The organism is Tessaracoccus lubricantis, assembly GCF_039544535.1.
Classification (GTDB): Bacteria; Actinomycetota; Actinomycetes; order Propionibacteriales; family Propionibacteriaceae; genus Arachnia; species Arachnia lubricantis.
Window position 1 is genome coordinate 23,537 of sequence record NZ_BAABLV010000027.1, and the last position, 22,638, is coordinate 46,174.

The 22,638-nt window shown below is 71.2% G+C and carries 24 protein-coding genes; 6 read left to right on the forward strand and 18 right to left on the reverse strand.

The annotated features are described in order from the left end of the window. The first annotated feature begins 7 nt into the window (after positions 1–7). Positions 8–682 (forward strand): GNAT family N-acetyltransferase, encoded by a 675-nt coding sequence (locus tag ABEA30_RS08825; RefSeq protein WP_345581979.1) that lies wholly within the window; start codon positions 8–10, stop codon positions 680–682. On the opposite strand, the gene ABEA30_RS08830 is transcribed toward ABEA30_RS08825, so the two are convergent. The 8 genes from ABEA30_RS08830 to hisI are packed head-to-tail and all read right to left on the reverse strand — an operon-like array spanning position 658 to position 6,368. Beyond that, positions 658–1,278, reverse strand: coding sequence for an SCO family protein (locus ABEA30_RS08830; RefSeq protein ID WP_345581981.1), 621 nt, complete (start codon positions 1,276–1,278; stop codon positions 658–660). The two genes, ABEA30_RS08825 and ABEA30_RS08830, sit on opposite strands and share 25 nt — an antisense overlap. After that, entirely contained in the window at positions 1,275–2,123 is an 849-nt protein-coding gene (trpA, locus tag ABEA30_RS08835) for a tryptophan synthase subunit alpha (RefSeq protein WP_345581983.1), read from the reverse strand. Before trpA ends, ABEA30_RS08830 begins: the two co-directional genes overlap by 4 nt. Further along, positions 2,120–3,355, reverse strand: coding sequence for a tryptophan synthase subunit beta (gene trpB / locus ABEA30_RS08840; protein WP_345581985.1), 1,236 nt, complete (start codon positions 3,353–3,355; stop codon positions 2,120–2,122). Before trpB ends, trpA begins: the two co-directional genes overlap by 4 nt. Continuing rightward, positions 3,352–4,149: an indole-3-glycerol phosphate synthase TrpC gene (trpC, locus tag ABEA30_RS08845; protein WP_345581987.1), complete on the reverse strand. Its 798-nt coding sequence runs from the start codon at positions 4,147–4,149 to the stop codon at positions 3,352–3,354. The genes trpB and trpC overlap by 4 nt, the downstream gene beginning before the upstream one ends. Continuing rightward, entirely contained in the window at positions 4,146–4,352 is a 207-nt protein-coding gene (locus ABEA30_RS08850; protein WP_345581989.1) for an HGxxPAAW family protein, read from the reverse strand. Before ABEA30_RS08850 ends, trpC begins: the two co-directional genes overlap by 4 nt. A gap of 44 nt (positions 4,353–4,396) precedes the next feature. Further along, on the reverse strand, positions 4,397–4,558 hold the full coding sequence (locus tag ABEA30_RS08855) for a hypothetical protein (protein ID WP_345581991.1): 162 nt from the start codon (positions 4,556–4,558) through the stop codon (positions 4,397–4,399). After that, on the reverse strand, positions 4,555–6,045 hold the full coding sequence (locus tag ABEA30_RS08860; RefSeq protein ID WP_345581993.1) for an anthranilate synthase component I: 1,491 nt from the start codon (positions 6,043–6,045) through the stop codon (positions 4,555–4,557). Before ABEA30_RS08860 ends, ABEA30_RS08855 begins: the two co-directional genes overlap by 4 nt. Further along, positions 6,042–6,368, reverse strand: a complete 327-nt coding sequence (hisI, locus tag ABEA30_RS08865) for a phosphoribosyl-AMP cyclohydrolase (protein ID WP_345581995.1) — start codon at positions 6,366–6,368, stop codon at positions 6,042–6,044. Before hisI ends, ABEA30_RS08860 begins: the two co-directional genes overlap by 4 nt. 48 nt (positions 6,369–6,416) lie before the next feature. Here hisI and ABEA30_RS08870 point away from each other — a divergent pair, with 48 nt between their 5' ends. Next, on the forward strand, positions 6,417–7,025 hold the full coding sequence (locus ABEA30_RS08870) for a TIGR03085 family metal-binding protein (RefSeq protein WP_345581997.1): 609 nt from the start codon (positions 6,417–6,419) through the stop codon (positions 7,023–7,025). 3 nt (positions 7,026–7,028) lie between these two features. Here the strand turns inward: ABEA30_RS08870 and ABEA30_RS08875 are convergent, their stop codons facing one another. The 8 genes from ABEA30_RS08875 to ABEA30_RS08910 all read right to left on the reverse strand — a co-directional run bounded on the left by ABEA30_RS08875 (position 7,029) and on the right by ABEA30_RS08910 (position 14,214). After that, the gene (locus ABEA30_RS08875; RefSeq protein ID WP_345581999.1) at positions 7,029–7,661 is read right to left on the reverse strand and encodes a TetR/AcrR family transcriptional regulator; all 633 of its coding nucleotides are present in this window, start codon (positions 7,659–7,661) and stop codon (positions 7,029–7,031) included. 10 nt (positions 7,662–7,671) lie between these two features. After that, positions 7,672–9,165 carry an Asp-tRNA(Asn)/Glu-tRNA(Gln) amidotransferase subunit GatB gene (gene gatB, locus ABEA30_RS08880; RefSeq protein WP_345582001.1) on the reverse strand — a complete coding sequence of 498 codons (1,494 nt, stop codon included), beginning with the start codon at positions 9,163–9,165 and terminating at the stop codon, positions 7,672–7,674. Next, the gene (gene gatA, locus ABEA30_RS08885; protein WP_345582003.1) at positions 9,165–10,664 is read right to left on the reverse strand and encodes an Asp-tRNA(Asn)/Glu-tRNA(Gln) amidotransferase subunit GatA; all 1,500 of its coding nucleotides are present in this window, start codon (positions 10,662–10,664) and stop codon (positions 9,165–9,167) included. The genes gatB and gatA overlap by 1 nt, the downstream gene beginning before the upstream one ends. A 2-nt stretch (positions 10,665–10,666) precedes the next feature. Next, positions 10,667–10,960 carry an Asp-tRNA(Asn)/Glu-tRNA(Gln) amidotransferase subunit GatC gene (gene gatC / locus ABEA30_RS08890; protein WP_425584624.1) on the reverse strand — a complete coding sequence of 98 codons (294 nt, stop codon included), beginning with the start codon at positions 10,958–10,960 and terminating at the stop codon, positions 10,667–10,669. Positions 10,961–11,032: 72 nt separating this feature from the next. Then, complete coding sequence (locus tag ABEA30_RS08895; protein WP_345582007.1) at positions 11,033–11,236, reverse strand: hypothetical protein; 204 nt, start codon at positions 11,234–11,236, stop codon at positions 11,033–11,035. 30 nt (positions 11,237–11,266) lie between these two features. After that, complete coding sequence (locus ABEA30_RS08900; RefSeq protein WP_345582009.1) at positions 11,267–12,220, reverse strand: uroporphyrinogen decarboxylase family protein; 954 nt, start codon at positions 12,218–12,220, stop codon at positions 11,267–11,269. Then, positions 12,220–13,293 carry a tRNA 2-thiouridine(34) synthase MnmA gene (gene mnmA, locus ABEA30_RS08905; RefSeq protein ID WP_345582011.1) on the reverse strand — a complete coding sequence of 358 codons (1,074 nt, stop codon included), beginning with the start codon at positions 13,291–13,293 and terminating at the stop codon, positions 12,220–12,222. The genes ABEA30_RS08900 and mnmA overlap by 1 nt, the downstream gene beginning before the upstream one ends. A 30-nt stretch (positions 13,294–13,323) precedes the next feature. Further along, positions 13,324–14,214, reverse strand: a complete 891-nt coding sequence (locus ABEA30_RS08910; RefSeq protein ID WP_345582013.1) for a LysR family transcriptional regulator — start codon at positions 14,212–14,214, stop codon at positions 13,324–13,326. A gap of 70 nt (positions 14,215–14,284) precedes the next feature. On the opposite strand from ABEA30_RS08910, the gene ABEA30_RS08915 reads away from it, so the two are divergent. Next, the gene (locus tag ABEA30_RS08915) at positions 14,285–15,325 is read left to right on the forward strand and encodes a YeiH family protein (RefSeq protein ID WP_345582015.1); all 1,041 of its coding nucleotides are present in this window, start codon (positions 14,285–14,287) and stop codon (positions 15,323–15,325) included. Between the two features lie 6 nt (positions 15,326–15,331). On the opposite strand, the gene ABEA30_RS08920 is transcribed toward ABEA30_RS08915, so the two are convergent. Next, complete coding sequence (locus ABEA30_RS08920; protein ID WP_345582017.1) at positions 15,332–16,447, reverse strand: cysteine desulfurase family protein; 1,116 nt, start codon at positions 16,445–16,447, stop codon at positions 15,332–15,334. A 107-nt stretch (positions 16,448–16,554) separates the two neighbouring features. Between ABEA30_RS08920 and glgX the strand changes: the two genes are divergently transcribed. Genes glgX through ABEA30_RS08935 form a run of 3 tightly spaced genes read left to right on the forward strand, consistent with a single transcriptional unit; the run spans position 16,555 to position 21,887 of the window. Next, entirely contained in the window at positions 16,555–18,723 is a 2,169-nt protein-coding gene (gene glgX / locus ABEA30_RS08925) for a glycogen debranching protein GlgX (protein ID WP_345582019.1), read from the forward strand. A 9-nt stretch (positions 18,724–18,732) separates the two neighbouring features. Further along, positions 18,733–20,739 (forward strand): alpha-1,4-glucan--maltose-1-phosphate maltosyltransferase, encoded by a 2,007-nt coding sequence (locus ABEA30_RS08930; protein WP_345582021.1) that lies wholly within the window; start codon positions 18,733–18,735, stop codon positions 20,737–20,739. Next, positions 20,736–21,887, forward strand: a complete 1,152-nt coding sequence (locus tag ABEA30_RS08935; protein WP_345582023.1) for a phosphotransferase — start codon at positions 20,736–20,738, stop codon at positions 21,885–21,887. The genes ABEA30_RS08930 and ABEA30_RS08935 overlap by 4 nt, the downstream gene beginning before the upstream one ends. Here the strand turns inward: ABEA30_RS08935 and ABEA30_RS08940 are convergent. Continuing rightward, the gene (locus tag ABEA30_RS08940; protein ID WP_345582025.1) at positions 21,866–22,492 is read right to left on the reverse strand and encodes an RNA polymerase sigma factor; all 627 of its coding nucleotides are present in this window, start codon (positions 22,490–22,492) and stop codon (positions 21,866–21,868) included. The two genes, ABEA30_RS08935 and ABEA30_RS08940, sit on opposite strands and share 22 nt — an antisense overlap. Between the last annotated feature and the right edge of the window lie 146 nt (positions 22,493–22,638).

The following is a 22,638-nucleotide window of genomic DNA, read 5'->3' on the forward strand; positions in this document are numbered from 1 at the left end:
TGCTCCCATGGCCTGGTCAGACATCCTCCCGTTCATGGGCGTCGCCATCCGCTGCGGCGACCTCTCGCTCACCGCGATGACGCCCGACGACATCCCGGGGCTGCTGGCCGCTGCGGGCCGCGGCATCGTGCCCGACGGATCGGGCTACCCGTTCATCACGGACTGGGCTCTGCTGCCCCGGGCCGAACGCGAGGCCAGTTCCACGCAGTTCTACTTCTCCAGTTGGGCAGCGGCCAGCCCCGAGCGACTCGAGCTGATGATGGTGGTCCGCGAGGGCGACACCATCATGGGCGCCCAAGACCTCCGTGTCGCCGACTTCGCCGTGCGCCGCACCGGCTTCACGGGCTCGTGGCTCGCCCGCGACTTCCACGGCCGCGGCATCGGCACCCGGATGCGGCAGCTGGTCTGCGCCTTCGCGTTCGACGAACTGGGCGCCCTGGAGATGCGGACTGAGGCCTACGCCGACAACCCGGCGTCGAACCGCGTCAGCCAGAAGACCGGCTACGTCGAGTTCGACCGCGCCCGGGTCAACCGGCTGGGCGAGCCCGCCGTCGAGGTGCGTTACCGCCTCACCGCAGATCAGCTGACCCGCCCGGCCGAGCCCATCACCTTCGACGGCGGGCCGGCGCTCCGCCGCTACCTCGGCGTCACCGGGGGTCAGAGCGCGATGAGCCGCTCGTAGTCCTCGCGCAGGTCACCGGGGGGAACGGCGTTCCACACCACGGCCATCTTCCGGTCCTCGCCGAAGCCCAGCACGTAGCTGCCGTGGTCGACCTCGTAGCCGCCCGAGGGCAGCTGCTTGCCCTCGGTGATGTCGATGCCGAGGCTCATGGCTGCCGGCTTGATCAGCTCCAGGTCCCCCGTCAGGCCGATGAACGACTCGTCGACGCGGCGGAGGTACTCCTTCAGCGCCTCGGGGGTGTCACGGGCCGGGTCCGTCGTGACGACCACCAGCGTGACGTCGTCGACGAGGTCCTCCGGCAGCCGGCGCTTGGCCGTGGCCATGTCGGCCATGATCCCGGGGCACACGTCGGGGCAGTTGGTGTAGCCGAAGAACAGCGCCACGGCCTTCGTGGTGACATCGCGGGCCAGGTTGAACGGCTTGCCGTCCTGGTCCGTCAACGTCACGTCGGGCAACGCAGCGCCGCCGCCGGAGAGGAACGTGCCGTGCCAGTCACCGGCAGGGGCGACCTCGGCCGCCGGCTCATCGGCCTGCGGCGTGCAGGCCGAGAGCAGGACGACGGCGCCGGCACCCAACAGCGCCCGGCGCCCGATCACAGGCGGGCCCGCTCGACGCCGTCTGCGAGGTCGTCTGCCAGCGCACGCAGCTTCAGCAGGTCTCCGTGCATGTCGAGGCCATCGGACTCCATGCACCTGACCAGCGCCGAGCCGACGATCACCAGGTCTGCGAAGCTGCCGATCTCGGCCGCCTGCTCCCCCGTGCTGACGCCCAGCCCGATGCCCACTGGCAGCGACGGGTCCACGGCGCGGGCCCGCTGGACGATGACCGGGGCAGCGTCGGAGGTCTGGCTCCGCGCACCGGTGACGCCCATCACCGACGAGGCGTAGACCCACCCGCGGCAGGCCTCCATGGTCAGCGCGATGCGCTCGTCGGTCGACGACGGCGCGATCAGGAAGATCCGGTCCACCTGGTGGGCGTCAGAGGCCTCGAACCACTCGGGGCAGTCATCCGGCGGCAGGTCGGGCGTGATCACGCCCGCGCCACCGGCCGACGCCAGGTCTCGGGCAAAGGCGTCGACTCCGTAGGCCTCGATGAGGTTCCAGTACGTCATCACCATGGGCGTGGCGCCGGCGGAGGCCACGGCCTCCACCGCGAGGAACGCGTCCCGGGTGCGGACGCCCCGCGCGCGGGCCTTGGTGGTGGCGTGCTGGATGACCAGGCCGTCCATCAACGGGTCCGAGTACGGGATGCCGATCTCGACGATGTCCGCGCCGCGCCCCTGCGTGCCCTCCACGAGGGCCTTCACCACCGACAACGAATCGGCCACCGTGGGGTAGCCCACCGGGTAGTACGCCACCAGGGCGGGACGGCCGTCGTCGAGGCACCGGGCGACGGTGGCGCCGGACTTGCCCAGGCGCTTCGGGTCTGTGAACTGGGTCATTCGAAGGCTCCCACCGTGACGTCTGGCCGGCCGGACAGGCCGAAGTACTCGAAGGCGGTGGCCACATCCTTGTCGCCGCGCCCGGAGAGGCACACGAGGATCGACGGCGTGGCGCCGGGATCCTTCTCCGCCAACTGCCGGCCCAACCTCAGGGCACCGGCCAGTGCGTGTGCCGATTCGATGGCGGGGATGATGCCCTCGGTGCGCGTCAGCAACTTGAACGCCTCCATGGCCTCGGCGTCGGTCACCGGTTCGTACACCGCGCGGCCCGACTCCGCCAGGTAGGCGTGTTCCGGGCCGACGCCCGGGTAGTCGAGACCGGCCGAGATGGAGTGCGACTCGATGGTCTGGCCCTCGTCGTCCTGCAGGACGAACGTGCGTGCCCCGTGCAACACCCCGGCGCTGCCGGCAGTGATGGTGGCCGCGTGGCGGCCGGTGTCGATCCCGTCGCCCTCGGCCTCGAAGCCGTACAGGCCCACGCCCTCGTCGCCGATGAACTCGTAGAACATGCCGATGGCGTTCGAGCCGCCACCGACGCAGGCAGCCACGTAGTCCGGCAGGCCACCGTGCTCGTCGAGCATCTGCTGGCGTGCCTCGACCGAGATGACCCGCTGCAGCTCACGCACCAGGTAGGGGAAGGGGTGGGGCCCGCCGACGGTGCCGATGAGGTAGTGCGTGCTGTCCACCGTCGTGACCCAGTCGCGCATGGCCTCGTTCATGGCATCCTTCAGCGTGCGCGAGCCCGCGGCCACGGCATGGACCTCCGCCCCGAGCAGCTGCATGCGGGCGACGTTGAGCGCCTGACGCTGCGTGTCGACCTCGCCCATGTAGACGCGGCATTCCAGGCCGAGCAGCGCGGCCGCGGTGGCCGTGGCCACGCCGTGCTGGCCGGCGCCGGTCTCGGCGATGACGCGGGTCTTGCCCATCCGCTTGGTCAGCAGCGCTTGGCCGAGCACGTTGTTGATCTTGTGGGCGCCGGTGTGGTTGAGGTCCTCGCGCTTGAGCAGGATGCGGGCGTTGCCGGCATGCCGGGAGAACTTCTCCGCCACCGTGATGGGGGTGGGGCGGCCCGCGTAGTCGCGCTGCAGCTTGGCGAGTTCCGCGTGGAACTGGGGGTCCGCCCAGGCCTCGTCGAAGGCAGCGACCAGTTCGTTCAGTGCGGCCTGCAGCGCTTCGGGCACGAAGCGGCCACCGAAGCGGCCGAAGTGCCCCCGGGAATCGGGAAGGCTCATGAGTGGGTTGCCCTTTCTGCGGCAGCCATGAAGCTGCCGATGGCGCGGGTGGGGTCGCCGTGCTTGACCAGCGCCTCGCCCACGAGGATGACATCGGCGCCCTCGGCGGCCACCCGCGCGACGTCGTCGGTGGTGAGGATGCCCGATTCGGCCACCTTCACGGCGGAGTCGCCGATGCGTTCCGCGAGGCCACCGAAGGTGGCGAGGTCGACGTCGAGGGTCTTGAGGTTGCGGTTGTTGACGCCGACGAGTTCGGCCCCGACGGCGAGCGCCCGGTCCACCTCCTCGGCGGTGTGGGTCTCGACCAGCGCGGTCATCCCCAGGTCGGCGGTGAGGGCCAGGAACCGGGTGAGTTCGTCGTCGGTCAACGCGGCGACGATCAGCAGCACGAGGTCTGCCCCATGGGCGCGCGCCTCGTGGAACTGGTACTCCTCGACCATGAAGTCCTTGCGCAACAGCGGCACGTCGACCCGGGCGCGCACGGCGTCGAGGTCTGCCAGGGTGCCGTTGAAGCGGTGCTTCTCGGTCAGCACGGAGATGGCGGCGGCGCCGCCCTCGGCGTACGAGGCGGCCAGGGACGCCGGGTCCGTGATGTTTGCGAGTTCACCCTTCGACGGCGACTTGCGCTTGACCTCGGAGATCACCGCGAGTTCCGGCGCACGGAAGCGGGGCATGGGGTCCAGGGCAGGTGCCGCCGCCTGGGCGGCGCGGATGACGTCGTCGATGGGGGTGCGCGCCTTGCGCTCCTCGAGGTCTCGCCGGGCGCCGGCGATGATGTCGTCGAGGACCGTCACGGCTGACCCAGGCCCATTGCCTTCATGATCATGGTGGTCAGTGCCCCGACGAGGATGAAGGCGGCACCGACGATGACCCAGAGCCAAGCCGGACCGAGCATCGCCGCGACGGCCGCGATGGTGAAACCCACGGCGGTGACGACGGACCCGGCCCAGGCGGCGGGGCTCCGCCCGTGGTGGTAGTACTTCGGGGTACGTGCCATGAGCGCGGCCTTTCTGTCACAACGACGGGGTTCAGCCCCCGAGCCTACCCCTTATCCGTCGGGTCGGCACCGTCGTCCATCGCCTTCCACAGGTCCTCCGGCGCCTCCGAGGTGGCCGCCTCCTTCCGGCGCCGCGGCTTCCAGAACCAGAAGAGCAGCGCACCGGAGACCAGCACCCCGATGATCGGCCAGATGACCTCGCTCATGCCGTGGCCATGGCCTCTGCGCGCCCGATGGCGGCGATGACGGCGCGGGCCTTGTGCGAGCACTCGGCGTCCTCCGTCTCCGGCACCGAATCCGCGACCACGCCGGCGCCGGCCTGCACGTGGGCCACGCCGTCGGCCAGCACCGCGGTGCGGATCGCGATGGCGACGTCGGAGTTGCCGGCGAAGTCGAAGTAGCCCACCACTCCCCCGTACAGCCCGCGCCGGGAGACCTCGAGGCGGTCGATGATCTCCATCGCCCGCACCTTGGGGGCGCCGGAGAGGGTGCCGGCCGGGAAGCAGGCCAGGGTGGCGTCGAGGGCGGTGTGGTGGGCGTCGATGCGCCCGGAGACGGCGGCTTCGAGGTGCATGATGTGGCTGTAGCGGCGCACGTTCATGAATTCGTGCACCGTGACCGAGCCCGGCTCGCAGATGCGGCCGAGGTCGTTGCGGCCGAGGTCCACCAGCATGAGGTGCTCGGCCTTCTCCTTGGGGTCGGCGAGCAGTTCCTCGGCCAGGGCGCGGTCCTCGTCGGCCGTCTTCCCGCGCGGGCGGGAGCCCGCGATCGGGCGCGTGGTGGCCACCCCGTCCTGGACGGTGACCAGGGCCTCCGGGCTGGAGCCCACGATGTCGAAGCCGGGCAGCCGCATCAGGTACAGGTACGGGCTGGGGTTGGTGAGCCGCAGCGCGCGGTACACCTCGAACGCGTCGGCCCGGGTCGGGATGTCGAAGCGCTGCGACACGACGATCTGGAACGCCTCGCCTGCGCGGATCTCCTCCTTGACGTCCTCGACCATCTTGCAGAACTCCTCGGAGGTGCGCTGCCGCTGCACCTCGGGCGTGTGGGGCTCCCCCTCCTGGCACACCAGGGCGACACGCGGCTGGCGGAGCTGCTCGGCCATCGCCTCGACGGCGGCCACGGCGTCGTAGTAGGCGCGCTCGGCGCCCTCGGGCGTGCCGTCGTAGTTGATGGCGTTGGCGATCAGCCACAGCTCACCGCGGTGGTGGTCGAGCACCGCCACCTCGGAGCTGAGCATCATCACCAGTTCCGGCACCTGCAGTTCGTCGACGGTGGTGTCGGGCAGGTGCTCGAGCCGCCGCACGACGTCGTAGCCGAGGTAGCCCACCATGCCGGCGTGGAACGGCGGCAGCCCGGGCGTGGCGGGCGTGGCCAGTTCCCTCAGCGTTTCGCGCAGCACGACGAGCGGGTCGCCGTCGGCAGGGATGCCCACCAGCTCGCGGCCGATCCAGGTTGCCTGGCCGCCCCGCTCGGTCAGCGTCGCCGCGGAGCGGACGCCGACGAACGAGTAGCGCGACCACACCCCGGCCTCGGCGGACTCGAACAGGAAGGTGCCCTCCCGCGCGCCGCAGAGGGCCTGGTAGAGGGCGACGGGAGTGAGGTCGTCGGCGAGCAGGCGGGCGTGGACGCTGATGACACGACGCTGGTCGGCGAGTTCGATGAACTCCTCGAGAGTGGGAGAGACGATCACAGCACGTCCTGGGCGGTCAGGGGGGTGAAGAAGCAGGTGCGGTTGCCGGTGTGGCAGGCGGCGCCGGTCTGGCGCACGGTGAGCAGGATGGTGTCGCCGTCGCAGTCGACGGCGACGCTCTCGACGGCCTGGTGGTGGCCGGAGGTCTCCCCCTTGACCCAGTGTTCCTGCCGCGACCTCGACCAGTACGTGGCCTTGCCGGTGGTGAGGGTGCGCCGCAGCGCCTCCTCGTTCATCCAGGCCATCATCAGGACCTCGTGGGTCTCGGCGTCCTGGGCGATCGCGGGCACGAGCCCGTCGGCGTTGTAGGTGACAGTCGGCATGGGCATCATTGTGCCGCACCTGTCCGAAGGCCCTCCTAGACTGCCCACATGAAGTTCGTCCAGCGCCAGCGCGCAGCCCTCGCAGACCTGCTCGAAGAACTCGGCCCCTTCGCGCCCACCAAGTGCGAAGGGTGGCAGACGCAGGACCTCGCCGCGCACCTCTACGTCCGGGAGCGCCGCCTCGACGCGCTGCCCGGCATCGCGTCGGAGTTCTTCTCCGGCCACACCGAGCGGATCCAGAACCTCGAACTGCACCGCCAGGGCTACCTGCCACTGGTGCAGGCCTTCAGGGAGCCGGGCTGGATCATGCGCCCGGTCGACGACCTGGTCAACGCATCGGAGATCTTCATCCACCACGAGGACGTGTTGCGCGCCAACGGCCGCGCCCAGACCCTCACCGCCAAGGAACAGCAACACCTGTGGCCGCTGGTCAAGGTGCTCGCGCGGCGGGCGCAGCTGCGCCACGGCGGCCGCCTGCTGCTGACGCGCACCGACACGGGGGCCGAACACCCCTTCGGGCAGGGCAACCGCACCGTGCACCTGACGGGCCTGCCGTCGGAACTGCTCCTGCATCTCAGCAGGCGCGAGGCCGACGTCGAGATCACGGGCGAGAGGGCCTCAGTCGAGGCCTGGCGCGCCGCGATCACCCCACTGTGAGCCTCAGGCCAGCAGCAGGCGTCTCAGCGTGTCGCGCATGGCGTCCCGGATCTCGTCGCCGCTCCATCCCCGCGCCGTGCCCAGCGCGAGGTAGACCTCGGGGCCGAAGACGGTCAACGTGATGTCGGTGGCCCGCTCCACGCCGAGGCCCTCGCGCAGCGCCCCGAGTTCGCCGAGCCACCGGGCGAAACGCGCGTAGTCGCGGTGCCGCCACTGCTCGTGGAAGGCGTAGACCTCGGCCACCTCGGAATCCACGAGCGCGCCCACCCGGGCGACGTCCATCAGCGGCGCGGCCACCATGAGGATGTCGTGGCCGACGTCGACGAACGCGTCGATCAACTCCTCCCCGCTGGTGACCCCGGGCTCGTCCCGGTCCCAGGCGAGGTGGCCCTGGCGCTCAGCCCCGTGGCGGATCGCCTCGTCGATGGTGGTCACGATCAGTTGGCTGAGCACCTTCGGCTTCGTGCCGAAGAAGTAGGAGACGGTCTGCACCGCGAACCCGGAGCGCTCGGCGATGTCGGCCATGGTGGCGCCGTGGTAGCCGGACTCGATGAACGACGCACGGGCTGCCTCCAGCACCCGGCGGCGCGACGCCTCCGCCTGCTGCTTGCGCGTGAGCCTCGCTTCCCCTGTCATGCGGGGAAACCTACTCCGCGCCCAACCGTTCGAGGATCAGTGCGCGCACCTTGGCCGCATCGGCCTGCCCGCGCATGGCCTTCATGATCTGGCCGATCAGCGCGCCCGCCGCCTGCACCTTGCCGCCGCGGATGCGTTCCGCGACGTCGGGGTTGGCGGCGATGACCTCGTCGACGGCGGCGCCCAGCGCCCCCTCGTCGGAGACGACAGCGAGCCCGCGCCGCTCGACGACCTCCGCAGGCTCACCCTCACCGGCCAGCACGCCGTCGATGACCTGCCGGGCAAGCTGATCGTTGACCTTGCCGTCGTCGACGAGCGCCTGGACGCCGGCGACCTGGGCGGGAGTGATCGCCAGGTCCTCGAGTTCCACGCCCGCCTCGTTCGCGCGCCTGGCCAGGTCTGAGACCCACCACTTGCGCGCCGCCGCAGGCGTGGCGCCGGCCGCCACCGTCTCCTCGACCAGGCCGAGCGCACCCGCGTTGACGATGCCGCCGAAGTCGATGTCGGTGAAGCCCCATTCGCCCTGGAGGCGCCGACGGTGCTCCGCGGGCGGCTCGGGCAGCGTGGCCCGCAGCTCCTCGACCCAGGCGCGTGACGGCGCGATGGGCATCAGGTCGGGCTCCGCGAAGTAGCGGTAGTCCTCCGCGTCCGACTTCACCCTTCCGCCGGAGGTGGTGGCGTCGGCCTCGTGCCAGTGGCGCGTCTCCTGGACCACGGCGGCGCCGGAGTCGAGCACCGCTGCCTGACGGGTCATCTCGTAGCGGACCGCCCGCTCGATGGAGCGCAGCGAGTTCACGTTCTTGGTCTCGGTGCGGGTGCCGAGCGTGCTGCTGCCGACGGGCGCCAGCGACACGTTGGCGTCGCAGCGCAGCGAGCCCTGCTCCATGCGCACGTCGGAGACGCCCAGCGCCTTCAGCAGGTCGCGCAGCTGCGCGACGTAGGCTCGCGCCACCTGCGGCGCCTTCTCCCCCGCCCCGAGGATGGGCCGGGTCACGATCTCGATGAGCGGCACGCCGGCGCGGTTGTAGTCGATGAGGGAGTAGTCGGCGCCGTGGATCCGGCCGGAGGTGCCCACGTGGGTGGCCTTGCCCGCGTCCTCCTCCATGTGCGCGCGCTCGATCTCGACGCGGAACGTCTCGCCGTCGACCTCGACGTCCACCCAGCCGTCGAAGGCGATGGGCTCGTCGTACTGCGAGGTCTGGAAGTTCTTCGTCATGTCCGGGTAGAAGTAGTTCTTCCGGGCCATGCGGCACCACTCGGCGATCTGGCAGTTGAGCGCCAGGCCGATCCGGATGGCGGATTCGACCGCCTTGCCGTTGATCACCGGCAGCGAGCCGGGCAGGCCCAGGCACACGGGGCACACGTGCGTGTTGGGCTCGCCGCCGAACTCGTTGGGGCAGCCGCAGAACATCTTGGTGCGGGTGTTGAGCTCGACGTGGGTCTCGAGGCCCAGCGCCGGCTCGTAGCGGGTCAGCAGGTCACCGTAGTCGGCCACGTCCGTCATCAGAAAACCGCCTTCGATCCCTCGAGCTGAGTCATTTCGCGCCAGATCGGGCCGCCCGTCCTCGCCTCGAGCGCACGTTCCAGGACGGCGCCCACGCGGTAGACCCGCGCGTCCTCCATGGGGGGCGCCATCACCTGAAGACCGGTGGGGAGCCCGTTGCTCAGGCCCGACGGGAACGAGCCCGACGCGTTGCCCGCCATGTTCGACGGGATGGTGCACAGGTCCGCCATGTACATGCTCATCGGGTCCTGCATGCGTTCGCCCACCTTGAACGCCGTGGTGGGCGTCGTGGGCGAGACCAGCACGTCGACGGCCTCGAACGCCCGGTCGAAGTCCGCCTGGATGAGCGTGCGGACCTTCTGGGCCGAGCCGTAGTAGGCGTCGTAGTAACCGGCCGACAGCGCGTAGGTGCCGATGATGATGCGGCGCTTGCCCTCGCGGCCGAACCCTGCCTCCCGGGTGAGGTTCATGACCTCCTCGGCCGAACGGGTGCCGTCGTCGCCCGCACGCAGGCCGTAGCGCATGCCGTCGAAGCGCGCGAGGTTGGAACTCAGCTCGGCCGGCTGGATGAGGTAGTAGGCGGGCAGCGCGTAGCTGAACGCGGGGCACGACACCTCGACGACCTCTGCCCCGGCCTCACGCAGGAGCTCGACGGCCTCCTCGAAGCGGGCCAGCACGCCCTCCTCGTAGCCCTCGCCCCGGAACTCGGCGACGACGCCGACCCGCATGCCGGACAGGTCGGTGGCACGGGCCGCCCCCACCAGGTCGGGCACTGGCCGGTCGATCGACGCCGAATCCCTGGGGTCGTGGCCGGCGATGACCTCGTGCAGCAGCGCCGCGTCCTCCGCGGTGCGGGTACAGGGGCCGGGCTGGTCGAGGCTGGAGGCCATGGCCACCAGCCCGTAACGCGACGAGCCGCCATAGGTGGCCTTGACCCCGACGGTGCCGGTCACCGCGCCAGGCTGGCGGATGGACCCGCCCGTGTCGGAGCCGACGGCCAGCGGCACCATGAACGCCGCCACGGCCGCGGCCGAACCTCCGCCGGACCCGCCGGGCACGCGCTCGGCGTCCCACGGGTTGCGGCTGGGCCCGAAGGCGGAGGTTTCCGTCGAGGAGCCCATCGCGAACTCGTCCATGTTGGTCTTGCCGATGATGACCAGGCCCGCCTCACGCAGGCGCGTCACCACGGTGGCGTCGTACGGGGGCACCCAGCCCTCGAGCATGCGGGAGCCGCAGGTGGTCGGGAAGTCGGTGGTGCAGTAGTTGTCCTTGACGCCGATCGGCACGCCGGCCAAGGGGCCGAGCTCCTCACCGGCGGCGCGTCGGGCGTCGACGGCGCGGGCCTGGGCCAGGGCGTGCTCGGGGTCGACGGCGAGGAAGGCGTTGACGATGGGGTTGAGGGCCTCGATCTGCTCGAGGCAGGCGCGGGTGAGCTCCTCGGAGGTGAGCTCACCGGCGGCCATGAGGCGGCCCAGTTCGGCGGCGGACTTCGTGATCATGCTCAGTCCTCGCTCAGGATCTGGGGGACGCGGAACCGGCCGTCCTCGCGGTCGGGGGCACCGGAGAGCGCCTGGTCCTGCGTCAGGCCGGGGACCACCACGTCGTCGCGGAAGACGTTGGTCATCTCGATCGCGTGGGTCGCGGTCGGCACGTCGGGGCCGGCGACCTCGGACACGCGGCGAACGGATTCCAGGATGACGTCCAGCTCGGGGGCGAGCTCCGCGCACTCCTGCTCACTGAGCTGGATGCGGGCCAGAGCGCCGAGCCGGGCCACGTCGTCGGCGGTGAGACCCACGTCGATACTCCCTCGGTAGTGCGGTGCGCCGCAGTCAGCGGCCTGCCCCATCTTAGGGCCAGCCGCGCGGTGTCACCCGCCGGTGAGGATCAGGTAGAACATGCGGCCCAGGAAGAACAGGCCCACGCCGATCGCCACGGTGATGATCGGCACGATGATGCGCTGGAACTTCTTCCACCGGGTGCCGGGCACGCCGCGCGGGCCCCACGCGCCGCGCGCGGGCTGGACCCGCATGGGCGTGTGGCCGTCGAGGTTCAGGTTGGAGAACATGCGCACCACCCCAGCTTAGGGCGTGGGCCCCGCAGCTCAGCCGCGCGCCAGTTCCTCTTCCACGTGCGAGGCCGCCCGGGACAGCGCCTCCAGCTGCGGCACGACGTCGTCCTGCCGCCATCCAGCCATCCCGCAGGCGGTGCCGAGCACCAGGTGGTCACCGGCTTCCGCCTGGATCGTCCTCAGCACCCTCAGCGCCTCGCGCACGAGTTCGTCGACGCCCTGCCGCCGGGCCGACGACGTGTCGACGACGCCGAGCACCAACGTGCGCCGCTCGTCGGCCCACTGGGCCAACTCATCCAGGTCTGCCAGCCGCGAGTCCACCGCCACCCCGTCGAAGCCGGCGCGCCGGGCCAGGTCGAGCCACGGGCCGGGCGCGCAGTTGTGCAACAGGGCACCGTCGGAGATCGGCCGCAGCGCCTCCACGGCCTCCGCAGCGTCGACCCCCCGGTGCTTGCCGAACCCGCTGGCCGTCGGGATCTCCCCGGCGACGACGGCGAGCAGCGCCGGCTCGTCCACCTGCAGGACGACGGTGGCCCCCGGCAGTCGCCTGGCGAGCTCGGCGCGCAGCCCGGCGATGCCCTCGGCAAGGGCCTGGGCCACCTCGCGGCGAGCACCGTGGTCTGCCAGCAGCCTGTCGCCGGCCGGCCGCTCGACCGACGCGGCAAGCGTCCACGGCCCTGCGACGGCGACCTTCAGCGCACCCTCGAAGCCCTGGAGGAGTTCCTCGGCGTCGTCGAGGTCGTGGCGCCATTGCGCCCGGGCGCGCCGGTGCTCCGCCTCGGAGTGCTGCGTGAGCCGCCAGCCCGCGGGCTGGAGGTCGAAGGCGAGGCCCTCGACGAGGCCGAGCGCGCGACCCACCATCGCGGAGGCGACCCCGCGGGCCGGTAGTTCGGGCAGGGGCAACAGGTCGGGCAGCGCCTCGGCCATCGCGGTGAGGGCGCCGCGGAAGTCGGCACCGGGCAGCGACCCGGCGGCCGTGACGCGCATCAGCGCGCCTCGGCGATGACGGCCGAGCCGACGACGCGGTCGGCGTCGTATACCACCACCGTCTGGCCGGGCGCGACGCCGGAGGCCGGGTCGTCGAGCACCACGCTGAGTTCGCCGTCGGCCAACGCGATGGTCGCATCCTGCGGCACGCCGTGCGCGCGGTACTGTGCCTGCCCGCGCCAGGGCCCCTCGACGGGCGACCCGGTCCACGTCGGCCTGATGCCCCGCAGCGTCCGTACGGCGAGGTCGCCGCGGGCGCCGACCACCACGGTGTTGCTCACCGGCTCGATGCTCAGGACGTAGCGCGGCTCGCCCGTGGGCGGCGGCACGCGCAGGTCCAGGCCCTTGCGCTGGCCGACGGTGTAGCGGTGGTGTCCCCGATGCTCGCCGAGGACCTGGCCGTCGGAGTCGACGATGGGGCCCGGGCGGTCGTCGAGGTACCGCGACAGGAACCCCTGGGTGTCGCCGTCGGCGATGAAGCAGATGTCGTGGCTGTCGGGCTTCTTCGCCACGCCGAACCCCAGCGCCGCCGCTTCCTGCCGCACGACCGGCTTCTCCACGTCGTGCAGCGGGAACAGGCAGCGGCTCAGCTGCCCCTGGTCGAGCATGCCCAGCACGTAGGACTGGTCCTTGGCCGCATCTGCGGCGCGGTGCAGCGACACCGAGCCGTCGTCGTGTCTGCGCAGGTCGGCGTAGTGGCCCGTGGCCACTGCGTCGAAGCCCAGTGCGACGCCCCGGTCCAGGACGGCGGCGAACTTGATCTTCTCGTTGCAGCGCAGGCACGGGTTGGGCGTGCGGCCGGCGCGGTACTCGGCGATGAAGTCCTCCACGACGGCCTCGTGGAACTCCTCTGCGAAGTCCCACACGTAGAACGGGATGTCGAGCTTGTCGGCCACGCGGCGGGCGTCGTGCGAGTCCTCCAGGGAGCAGCAGCCCCGCGCGCCCGACCGGTAGGACGCGGGGTTCTTCGACAGCGCCAGGTGCACCCCGGTGACGTCGTGGCCGTCAGCCACGAGGCGCGCGGCGGCGACGGCGGAGTCCACTCCGCCGGACATGGCTACCAGAACCCGCATGGGCCTCCCCTTCGTGATCGGCCACCAATTCTAGGCGCTGGTGATCGTGGCAAGAAGCAGCGCCGCTGGGCCGGCCGGTTCCGGCCGCCCCAACCAGACGGCGTGCAGCGCGCGCTCGATGCCGCCGCCCGTGATCGGGACGGCGAGCAGGCGGCCCGCCACGAGCCCGCTCAGCACCGCGTGGATCGACAACACGGCGGGGCCGAGACCGGCTGCCACGGCCGCCACCACCGCGCCGTTGCTGGGCAGTTCCACCAGTGGCCGCGCGCGGTCGCCGGGGACCGCCTGGTCGAGGAAGGACCTGGTGCCGGAGCCGGGCTCGCGCTCCACCAGCGGGGTGGCGGCCAGTTCCTCGACGGTGACTCCCCCGCGCCGCTCCGCCCACGGGTGGTCCGGCGCGACCACCACCACCAGGCGGTCGGTGCCGATGCGCTGGCGGTGCATGTCGGGCGGCACCAGGGGCCCCTCGACGAATCCGAGGCCGGCCCTGCCGTGGCGTACGTCGTCGATCACGTCCGCGGAGTTGTGGATCACCATCCGGGCACCGACCTCCGGGTGCTCGCGCCGCAGCGTCGCCAGCCACCCGGGCGCGAGGTACTCGGCGATGGTCATGCTGGCCGCCACCACCAGCTCGCGGTCCTCGCTGCGCAGGGCAGCGACCCCCTGCATCAGCCGGTCCACGCAACGCACCACGTCGCGCGCCCATTCGACGGCGAGTTCGCCGTCGCGGGTCACGCTGGAACCGGCGGCGCTTCGGGCGACCAGCGCCAGGCCCAGGCGTTGTTCCAGCCCTGCGAGGGTACGGCTCGCATTGGACTGTGCCATCCCCACGGCCCGGGCGCCGGCGCCCAGGCCGCCCTCGTCCGCCACGGCCACCAACAGGCGCAGCGCCGCGATGCTCGGTTCCCCGGGTCCACTCATATCGCGATCATATGCCCACATGCCCGAAGCGGGTTACCACCCGGCCGCCCCGGCTCGCGACACTCGACGCGTGAGCAACGTCACCACCGCACCGCCAAGCACCGTCAGCCCGGCCACCATCCGCCGATCCACGATCCCCGGCCTCGTCGCCTCGTTCGCGGCCGCGGGTCTCGCCGTCGCCGTCGGCCAGGTGGTCCACGCCCTGAGCCCGCTCCTCCTGGCGATCATCCTCGGCGCACTGTGGCGCAACCTCGTGGGCCAGCCCGCCTCCTGGGGGCCGGGGGTGGCGGTTGCGGGCAAGCGGGTCCTGCGCCTCGGCATCGTGCTGCTGGGCCTGCAGGTCTCACTCGTCGAGGTGGTGGGGCTGGGCCCCTGGACGCTGTTGCTGGTGGCCGCCGCCGTCGGCGTGACGTTCGCCAGCACTCAGGTGATCGGGCGTTGGTTGGGCGTGCCCGCCGCGCAGCGCACCCTGATCGGCGCCGGATTCTCGATCTGCGGGGCCGCCGCCGTCGTCGGGGTCGAGCCCGTGGTGGACGGCGACGAGAACGACACCGCCACTGCGGTGGCCCTCGTCGTCGTGTTCGGCACGCTCCTGATCCCCCTGCTGCCGCTGCTGGTGGCGGCGCTCGACCTGGGCGCGCAGGCGGGCGGCATGTGGGTGGGCGCCTCGACGCACGAGGTGGCTCAGGTCGTGGCGGCGGCGGGCCTCATCGGTGCCGAGGCGCTGCCCGTCGCGGTCACCGTCAAGCTGGCCCGCGTGCTGTGCCTGGCACCGATGGTGGCCCTGCTGGCGGTGGCCAACCGCCGCCGTGCGGTCGCTGCGGCCGGCGCCGGTCAGCACCCCACGCAGCTCCCCCCGGTGATCCCGTTGTTCATCGCGGGGTTCCTCGCCGCGATGCTCGTGCGCACCGCGGGCATCCTCCCCGACGCCCTGCTGGCCGCGTCCGCCGTGCTGCAGAAGCTGCTGCTCGCCGCCGCGATGTTCGCGCTGGGGCTGGGCGTGCACGTGAAATCCATGCTGAGCGTCGGCGGGAAGCCGTTCGTCCTCGCCGGCGCCGCCACCACCATCATCCTCATGATCGGGCTCGCCGGGGCAGTGCTGCTGGCCTAGGAGGCCCTAGAAGGCGGCGCGCGCCTGCGCCAGCGCCTCCGGGAGCACGCGGCAGAGCTCGTCGACGTCGGCCTCGGTCGTGGACCAGCCGACGGAGAAGCGCAGCGACTGGGTGGCCTCGTCGGGCGTGCGGCCCATCGCGAGCAGCACGTCGCTGGGCTGGTGGACGCCGGCCCTGCAGGCGGACCCGACGGAGGCGTGCACGCCCCGCTGGTCGAGCAGGAAGAGGAGATCGTCGGCCCTGATGCCGTCGAACGTGACGTTGACGATGTGGGGCGCGCCGTCGTCGCGGCTGTTCAACCGGCCACCCGCCGCCACCGCCGCGCCGCCGATGCGGCGGCTCAGGCCACGTAGGCGCTGCGCCTCGAGCTCGAGGGAGTCGACGGCGAGCGTCGCGGCGCGGGCGAACGCCGCGGCCAGCACCACCGGCACCGTCCCCGAGCGCACCTGGCGCTCCTGGCCGCCGCCCAGGCCGGTGGCGCGGGGCACGACCTCGCGCCGTGCCAGCAGCGCCCCCACCCCCACGGGGCCACCGATCTTGTGCGCCGACAGCGACATCATGTCCAGCCCGCTCGCCGCGAAGTCCACCGGGAGGTGCCCCAAGGCCTGCACCGCGTCCGAATGCGTCCATGCGCCGACGCGCGCGGCGAGCTCACGGATCCGGTCCACCGGCTGCACGATGCCGGTCTCGTTGTTGACGGCCATCACCGACACCAGGCCGACGTGCTCGTCGATCGCCTCAGCCGCGGCGGCAACGTCCGCCACCCCGTCAGCGGTCACCGGGATGGCCTCGGCGCCCCACTCCACCGCGCCCAGCACCGCCGGGTGCTCCACGGCCGTGACCAGGCAGCGAGCGCGCCCGTCGTCGCGGCGGCGCGCCCAGCCACCCAGGACCGCGATGCTGTCGGCCTCCGAGCCACCTGAGGTGAAGATGACCTCGGTGGGATGCGCCCCCACCGCCGCCGCCAGTTCCTCGCGCGCCTCCTCGAGCACGCCGCGCGCCCGCTGGCCGGGGCGATGCAGCGACGCCGGGTTGCCGACGAGAGCCCCCAACTCCGAAAACACCGTTATGATGTCCCCGCGCATGGGCGAGGACGCGGCATGGTCGAGGTAGACGGACATGGTTCCAGCCTACGGCGTGTCCGTTGGGCCGAGACGCGCCGACGATTTACCTGGTACCCGCATTCACTGGCACAATGGGGCGCCGTTCCGCCCCAATGAAAGACATCATGTTCCCGCACCCGGCACCTGACACCAGCTCCCTCGGCGCCCGGCTCACCGACGCCGGCGCGCGGTTCGGGCTGTGGGCACCCCGGGCGACGGCCGTCGAACTCGTGCTGGTCGACCACCTGGGGCAACAGCGCAACCACCACATGGGCCCCGACGACCACGGCGTCTGGACGGCAGAGATCGACGGCGTGCGCGCCGGCCAGGCCTACGGCTTCCGCGTGCACGGCCCCTGGGACCCGAGCGCGGGCAGCCGGTTCAACCCGGCCCGCCTGCTGCTGGACCCCTACGCCCGCGCCATCAGTGGCGGCGTCGACTTCCGCGGGCCCATCCTCGACCACGTGCCGGGCGACCCGTTCACCATGTCGACCAGCGACTCCTACGGCGCAGTGCCGCTCTCGGTGGTGGTGGCGGACACGCCGCCGCCCACGCCGATCGCCCGCCGACGGCCCATGTCCGAGACGATCATCTACGAGACGCACCTGCGCGGCTTCACGAAGATGCACCCCAGCGTGCCCGAGCACCTGCGCGGGTCCTACCTCGGCATGGCGGACCCGGCCGTCCTCGAGTACCTCACCGACCTCGGCGTCACCGCAGTGGAGTTCCTGCCGCTGCACCACTTCGTCTCCGAGCCGTTCATCGTGGCGAAGGGCCTGCGCAACTACTGGGGCTACAACACGCTGGGCTTCTTCGCGCCGCACGCGTTCTACGCGCCCCGGGGCACCGTCGGCGACCAGGTCACGCACTTCAAGCAGATGGTCACCGCGCTGCACGGGGCGGGCATCGAGGTGCTGCTGGACGTGGTCTACAACCACACCGGTGAGGGCGGCCACCAGGGGCCGACGCTGTCGATGCGCGGCATCGACCACGACGCCTACTACCGGCTGACCAACGACCTGCGCAACGACTACGACGTGACCGGCACCGGCAACTCGGTCGACACCGCCCACCCGATGGTGCGCCAGCTGGTGCTGGACTCGATGCGTTACTGGGTCACGGAGATGGGCGTCGACGGTTTCCGATTCGACCTCGCCACGACGATGATCCGCGACGAGAACCACCACGTCGACCAGGACCACGCCTTCAAGCACCTCCTGGCGGCAGATCCCACGTTCGACGACATCAAGATCATCGCCGAACCGTGGGACGTGGGGCCCTACGGCTACCAGGTGGGCGCGTTCGGTCCGGGCTGGCACGAGTGGAACGACCGCTTCCGCGACCACGTCCGTGACTACTGGCGCGGCGCCGTGCACGGCGTGCAGGAACTCGCCACGCGGCTGGCGGGCTCGCCCGACCTGTTCGACCAGCCCGGCCGCAGCCCCCAGTCGTCGATCAACTTCGTCACGGCCCACGACGGCTTCACGATGCTCGACCTCGTCAGCTACGACGTCAAGCACAACCTCGACAACGGCGAGGCCAACCGCGACGGCAGCGACAACAACCGCTCCTGGAACCACGGGTGGGAGGGCGAGACCACCGACCCCGCGATCAATGCGCTGCGCCGCCGCCAGGTCCTCAACCTGATGGCCACGCAACTGCTGGCGGCCGGCACCCCGATGCTGACCGCCGGTGACGAGTTCGGCCGCACGCAGAAGGGCAACAACAACGCCTACTGCCAGGACTCGCCCATCTCGTGGGTGAACTGGGACATCTCGCCGGAGTGGAAGGCGGTGCGCGACCGCATCCGCGACCTCATCGCGATCCGCCAGCGGCACTGCGCCTTCCGGCCCACGGACTACGCCTACCACACCGAGATCATCAACGAGCACGGCGAGAACCTGCAGCGCGTGGACCTCACCTGGATGGACGGCCGCTACGGCGAGATGGGCCAGGACGCCTGGCACGACGGCGGCCGCCGGCTGCTCGGCATGTACGTCTCGAACGACCACGAGGGCTTCCTCACCTGGTTCAACTCCGACCCGGAACCGCAGCGCATCGTGCTGCCCACCATGCCGTGGGGCAACGGCTACGAGGTGATCTGGCACTCGGGCGACGACGGCGAACTGCCGGAGGGGGAACTCCCCGCGCTGGGCGAGTTCGACATCCCGGGACGCACCGTCGCCCTCATGCGCGTCAGCGTGCCGACCAACTCGAAGGAGCTGCTCGCGCTGCAGGCCGAGGCCGAGCCGTCGTCCTATGACCTCATTCCGGGCGGCACCTCCAACAGCTAGGCTGGCGGCGTGACTGAGGACCTCTCGCCCCGTGTAAGCAAGCGCATCGTCCGGACCGACGGCGGCCTCGGCCGCATCCCGGTCACCGGCGTCACCCCAGTTCTCGAAGGCGGGGCCTACCCCGTCAAGGCCGTGGTGCACGAACGCATCCTGATCCAGGCCAACGTGTTCCGCGAGGGCCACGACGCGGTCAACGCGTCGGTCATCCTGACCTCGCCCGGCGGCACCCAGCGCCGCGTCGACATGAAGCAGGTCGAGCCCATGGGCCTGGACATCTGGCAGGCACACGTCCGCATGGCGGCGGAGGGCGACTGGAGCTTCCGGATCGAGGGCTGGTCGGACCCGTGGGGCACGTGGCGTCACGCGGCGGAGAAGAAGCTGCCGGTGGGCGTCGACGTCGAGCTGGTCTGCATGGAGGGCCGCGCCCTCCTCGAACGGGCCGCCCAGCACGCCGACCAGCTCCGCGTCGCGGGCGCCGCCCATCTGCTGCGCGGCGCGGCCGAGACCATCACGCCCGACACGGAGGTCGACGAGATCCTCGAGCTGGTCACCTCGGGGCCGATCCAGCGCGCGATGGCGCGGTTCGGCCCGCGCGAGCTGGTCTCCCCCACGCCCGACTACCCCATCCGGGTCGAGCGACGCCGCGCGCTGTACTCGTCGTGGTACGAGTTCTTCCCCCGCTCGCAGGGCGCGTGGGTCGACGAGCACGGCACCTGGCACTCCGGCACGTTCGACTCCTCGCACGAGCGCTTGGAGGCCGCTGCGGCCATGGGCTTCCACATCGTGTACCTGCCCCCCATCCACCCCATCGGCAGCGCCTTCCGCAAGGGCAAGAACAACTCGCTCACCCCCGGCCCGCAGGACCCGGGCTCACCGTGGGCGATCGGCTCCGCCGACGGTGGCCACGACGCGATCCACCCCGACCTCGGCGACTTCGACGACTTCGACCGGTTCGTCGCCAAGGCCCGCTCGCTCGGCCTGGAGGTCGCCCTCGACCTGGCGCTGCAGGCCTCGCCGGACCACCCGTGGGTCGAGGAGCACCCGGAGTGGTTCACCACCCGGATGGACGGCACCATCGCCTACGCGGAGAACCCGCCCAAGAAGTACCAGGACATCTACCCGATCAACTTCGACCTCGACCCGGTGGGCATCTACCACGAGGTGCTGCGGATCGTGCGCTTCTGGATCGACCGCGGGGTCTCCGTCTTCCGCGTCGACAACCCCCACACGAAGCCGGTGGAGTTCTGGGACTGGCTGATGAGCCGCGTCTACGAGACCAACCCCGAGGTGATCTTCCTCGCCGAGGCGTTCACGAAGCCGCAGATGATGGCTGCGCTCGGCAAGGTCGGCTTCCAGCAGAGCTACACGTACTTCACCTGGCGCAACGCCAAGTGGGAGCTCGAGGAGTACCTCACCGAACTGTCGCAGGAGATGGCGTCCTACTACCGGCCCAACTTCTTCGTCAACACCCCCGACATCAATCCGTTCTACCTCCAGTCGGGCAATCCCGCCGCGTTCTCCATCCGCGCCATCCTGGGCGCGACGCTGTCGCCCACCTGGGGCGTCTACTCCGGCTACGAGCTGTTCGAGCACCAGCCGCTCGCGCCGGGCAAGGAGGAATACCTCGACTCCGAGAAGTACGAGTACCGCCCCCGCAACTTCAACGCCGAGCCGAACCTCAACCTGCTCCTGGGTCGCCTCAACGAGATCCGCGAACAGCACCCGGCCCTGCAACAGCTGCGCGACATCCACTTCCACCACGCCGCCCACGACCAGGTCATCGCCTACTCCAAGCACGACGCGGACGACGTGGTCCTCGTGGTGTGCTCGCTGGACCAGGACAACACCGTCGAATCCCCGGTGATGCTGGACTTCGACGCGCTGGGCTTCCCCGGCCGCGCCACCGTCGCCGTCCACGACCTGTTGACCGGCCAGGAGTACCAGTGGGGCCGGGAGGCGTACGTGCGCCTCTACCCGGGCCAGCCGGCCCACGTCTTCCACGTGACGGCAGAATGAACGACTCGGTCGAACGGCTCTGGCAACTGGCGCTGACGCAACGCTGGTTCTCCGGGCGCGACGGCAGGCCGGTCGACGTCGAGTTCGGCAGCTGGCTGCCCTCGGCCGACGCCGAGGTGCGGCTGCGTCCTGCGGTGCTCGTGGTGGCCTACGACGACGGGCACCACGAGCGCTTCCTCATCCCGCTGCTGTACCGGGGCGACGACGAGCCCATCGACGCGTGCGACGACGGCGCGGTGCTGCTGGACCTGCTGCGTGCCGGCGCGCCGGGCTTCGAGCGCCTCCGCGACGTGCCCGAGGGCCTGCCCGCGCGGCGCTACACCGGCGAGCAATCCAACACGAGCATCTTCTACGGCAGCCAACTGCTGGCGAAGGTGTTCCGCCGGCTGGAGGCGGGCGTCAACGCCGACGTGGAGGTGCACCGGGCGCTCGCCGGCAGCGGGGTCGTCGCCGAGCTCTACGGCTCGTGGCGCGTCGACGGCACTGACTACGCCGTGTTCCTCGAGGCCCTGACCAACCCGGAGGACGGCTACGTGCTGGCCTCGCAGTACGCGTCAGAGGGCCGCAGCTTCGCCGGGCACGCGGAGGCGCTCGGCGTGGCACTGTCCACCGTCCACCACCGGCTGGCCGAGCACTTCCCCACCTCCAGCATCGACGGGGACCGCCTCGCCGACGACTTCCGACGGCGCTTCGCCGCCGTCGCCCGCGAGGTGCCGGCCGTCGAGCGCTACTCGGGGCAGGCGGAGGCCGTGTTCCGGCAGGTGGCCGGGCACGCGGTGCCGACGCAGCGGGTACACGGTGACTGCCACCTGGGTCAGGTCCTGCTCAGCGACGGGCGCTGGATCTACGTCGACTTCGAGGGCGAACCGCTCAAGTCGATCGAGGAACGCAGGCTGCCCGACTCGCCGTTGCGCGACGTCGCGGGCATGCTGCGCTCCTTCGCCTACGCGGCGGCCGCCGGCAGCGCGGACGACCACTGGCTGGCCCAGTGCCGGTCGGCGTTCCTGCGCGGCTACGGGCAGGAAGCCGACCGGACCCTGGTGGCGGCCTACGAGATCGACAAGGCCGCATACGAGGTCACGTACGAGGCGCGCTACCGCCCCCACCTGCTCGGCGTGCCGTTGGGCTACCTCGACACGCTGGGCTGAACCGCGCCCGCGGCCACCAACCTGTGGCGCACCAGCACGGCCCGCAGCAACTGGTCGAAGCGGGTGCGGTCGAGGGCCGGCGCCCCCTGGAGCGGACGAATCCCGCCACCCCTGCTCAGCCGGGCCTTGACCGTGTGGATACCCACCACCTGATGTGCGGCGATCTGTTCATAGGTGAGGCCGCAGATCTCGCGAAGCGCCAGTGCTTCACGAATCACCACGGGCAACCCGTCCAACGCCACCCGCAGCCGCAGCTCCCCGGCATCGGTGCACACCGGCACGGGCAACGCCGCCTGCCTGGGCGGCTCCGGGCTGCGCTGGCGGTGCCAGGCCACCGCGCGGGCGGTCCCGGCTGCCACCAGGCTCAGCCATTGCCCGAACGGCATCGAGCCGCCGTAGTCGGCCATGGCCCTCCTCGCGTTCCCGAAGGTGTGCGCCAAGGCGTCCATGGCGTCGCGCGGATCGTTGGTGATGCGCAGGCACACCGACCACAGCGTGTGGCGGTGTGGCTCCAGCAGAGAAGCGAAGGCCCGGTCGTCGCCGGCACGGGCCGCATCGACTGCGAGGGACCTCGCCGCGATGTCACCTACTGATGTGATCGTCATGTCGTCTCCCCCAATCAACGGTGACCTGAGCACATCCTTGTCAGGGGGCTTAAGGGATTCTTAAAGTTTCCTTCCCGGTCCGGCCGCGAAACGCGCTCCGACGTGCGACGATGTGCCCGTGGAGCGGGGTTGCCGGATTCGACTGC

Coding starts and splice junctions, on each gene's coding strand:
- ABEA30_RS08825 (WP_345581979.1), top strand. CDS start 8: ATGGCCTGGTCAGACATCCTCCCGTTCATGGGCGTCGCCATCCGCTGC.
- trpA (WP_345581983.1), bottom strand. CDS start 2,123: ATGACCCAGTTCACAGACCCGAAGCGCCTGGGCAAGTCCGGCGCCACC.
- trpB (WP_345581985.1), bottom strand. CDS start 3,355: ATGAGCCTTCCCGATTCCCGGGGGCACTTCGGCCGCTTCGGTGGCCGC.
- ABEA30_RS08850 (WP_345581989.1), bottom strand. CDS start 4,352: ATGGCACGTACCCCGAAGTACTACCACCACGGGCGGAGCCCCGCCGCC.
- ABEA30_RS08855 (WP_345581991.1), bottom strand. CDS start 4,558: ATGAGCGAGGTCATCTGGCCGATCATCGGGGTGCTGGTCTCCGGTGCG.
- hisI (WP_345581995.1), bottom strand. CDS start 6,368: ATGCCGACTGTCACCTACAACGCCGACGGGCTCGTGCCCGCGATCGCC.
- ABEA30_RS08870 (WP_345581997.1), top strand. CDS start 6,417: ATGAAGTTCGTCCAGCGCCAGCGCGCAGCCCTCGCAGACCTGCTCGAA.
- ABEA30_RS08875 (WP_345581999.1), bottom strand. CDS start 7,661: ATGACAGGGGAAGCGAGGCTCACGCGCAAGCAGCAGGCGGAGGCGTCG.
- gatB (WP_345582001.1), bottom strand. CDS start 9,165: ATGACGGACGTGGCCGACTACGGTGACCTGCTGACCCGCTACGAGCCG.
- gatA (WP_345582003.1), bottom strand. CDS start 10,664: ATGATCACGAAGTCCGCCGCCGAACTGGGCCGCCTCATGGCCGCCGGT.
- ABEA30_RS08900 (WP_345582009.1), bottom strand. CDS start 12,220: ATGCGCGTCACGGCCGCCGGGTCGCTGCCCGGTGCCGACTTCCGCGGC.
- mnmA (WP_345582011.1), bottom strand. CDS start 13,293: ATGCGGGTTCTGGTAGCCATGTCCGGCGGAGTGGACTCCGCCGTCGCC.
- ABEA30_RS08910 (WP_345582013.1), bottom strand. CDS start 14,214: ATGAGTGGACCCGGGGAACCGAGCATCGCGGCGCTGCGCCTGTTGGTG.
- ABEA30_RS08920 (WP_345582017.1), bottom strand. CDS start 16,447: ATGTCCGTCTACCTCGACCATGCCGCGTCCTCGCCCATGCGCGGGGAC.
- glgX (WP_345582019.1), top strand. CDS start 16,555: ATGTTCCCGCACCCGGCACCTGACACCAGCTCCCTCGGCGCCCGGCTC.
- ABEA30_RS08935 (WP_345582023.1), top strand. CDS start 20,736: ATGAACGACTCGGTCGAACGGCTCTGGCAACTGGCGCTGACGCAACGC.
- ABEA30_RS08940 (WP_345582025.1), bottom strand. CDS start 22,492: ATGACGATCACATCAGTAGGTGACATCGCGGCGAGGTCCCTCGCAGTC.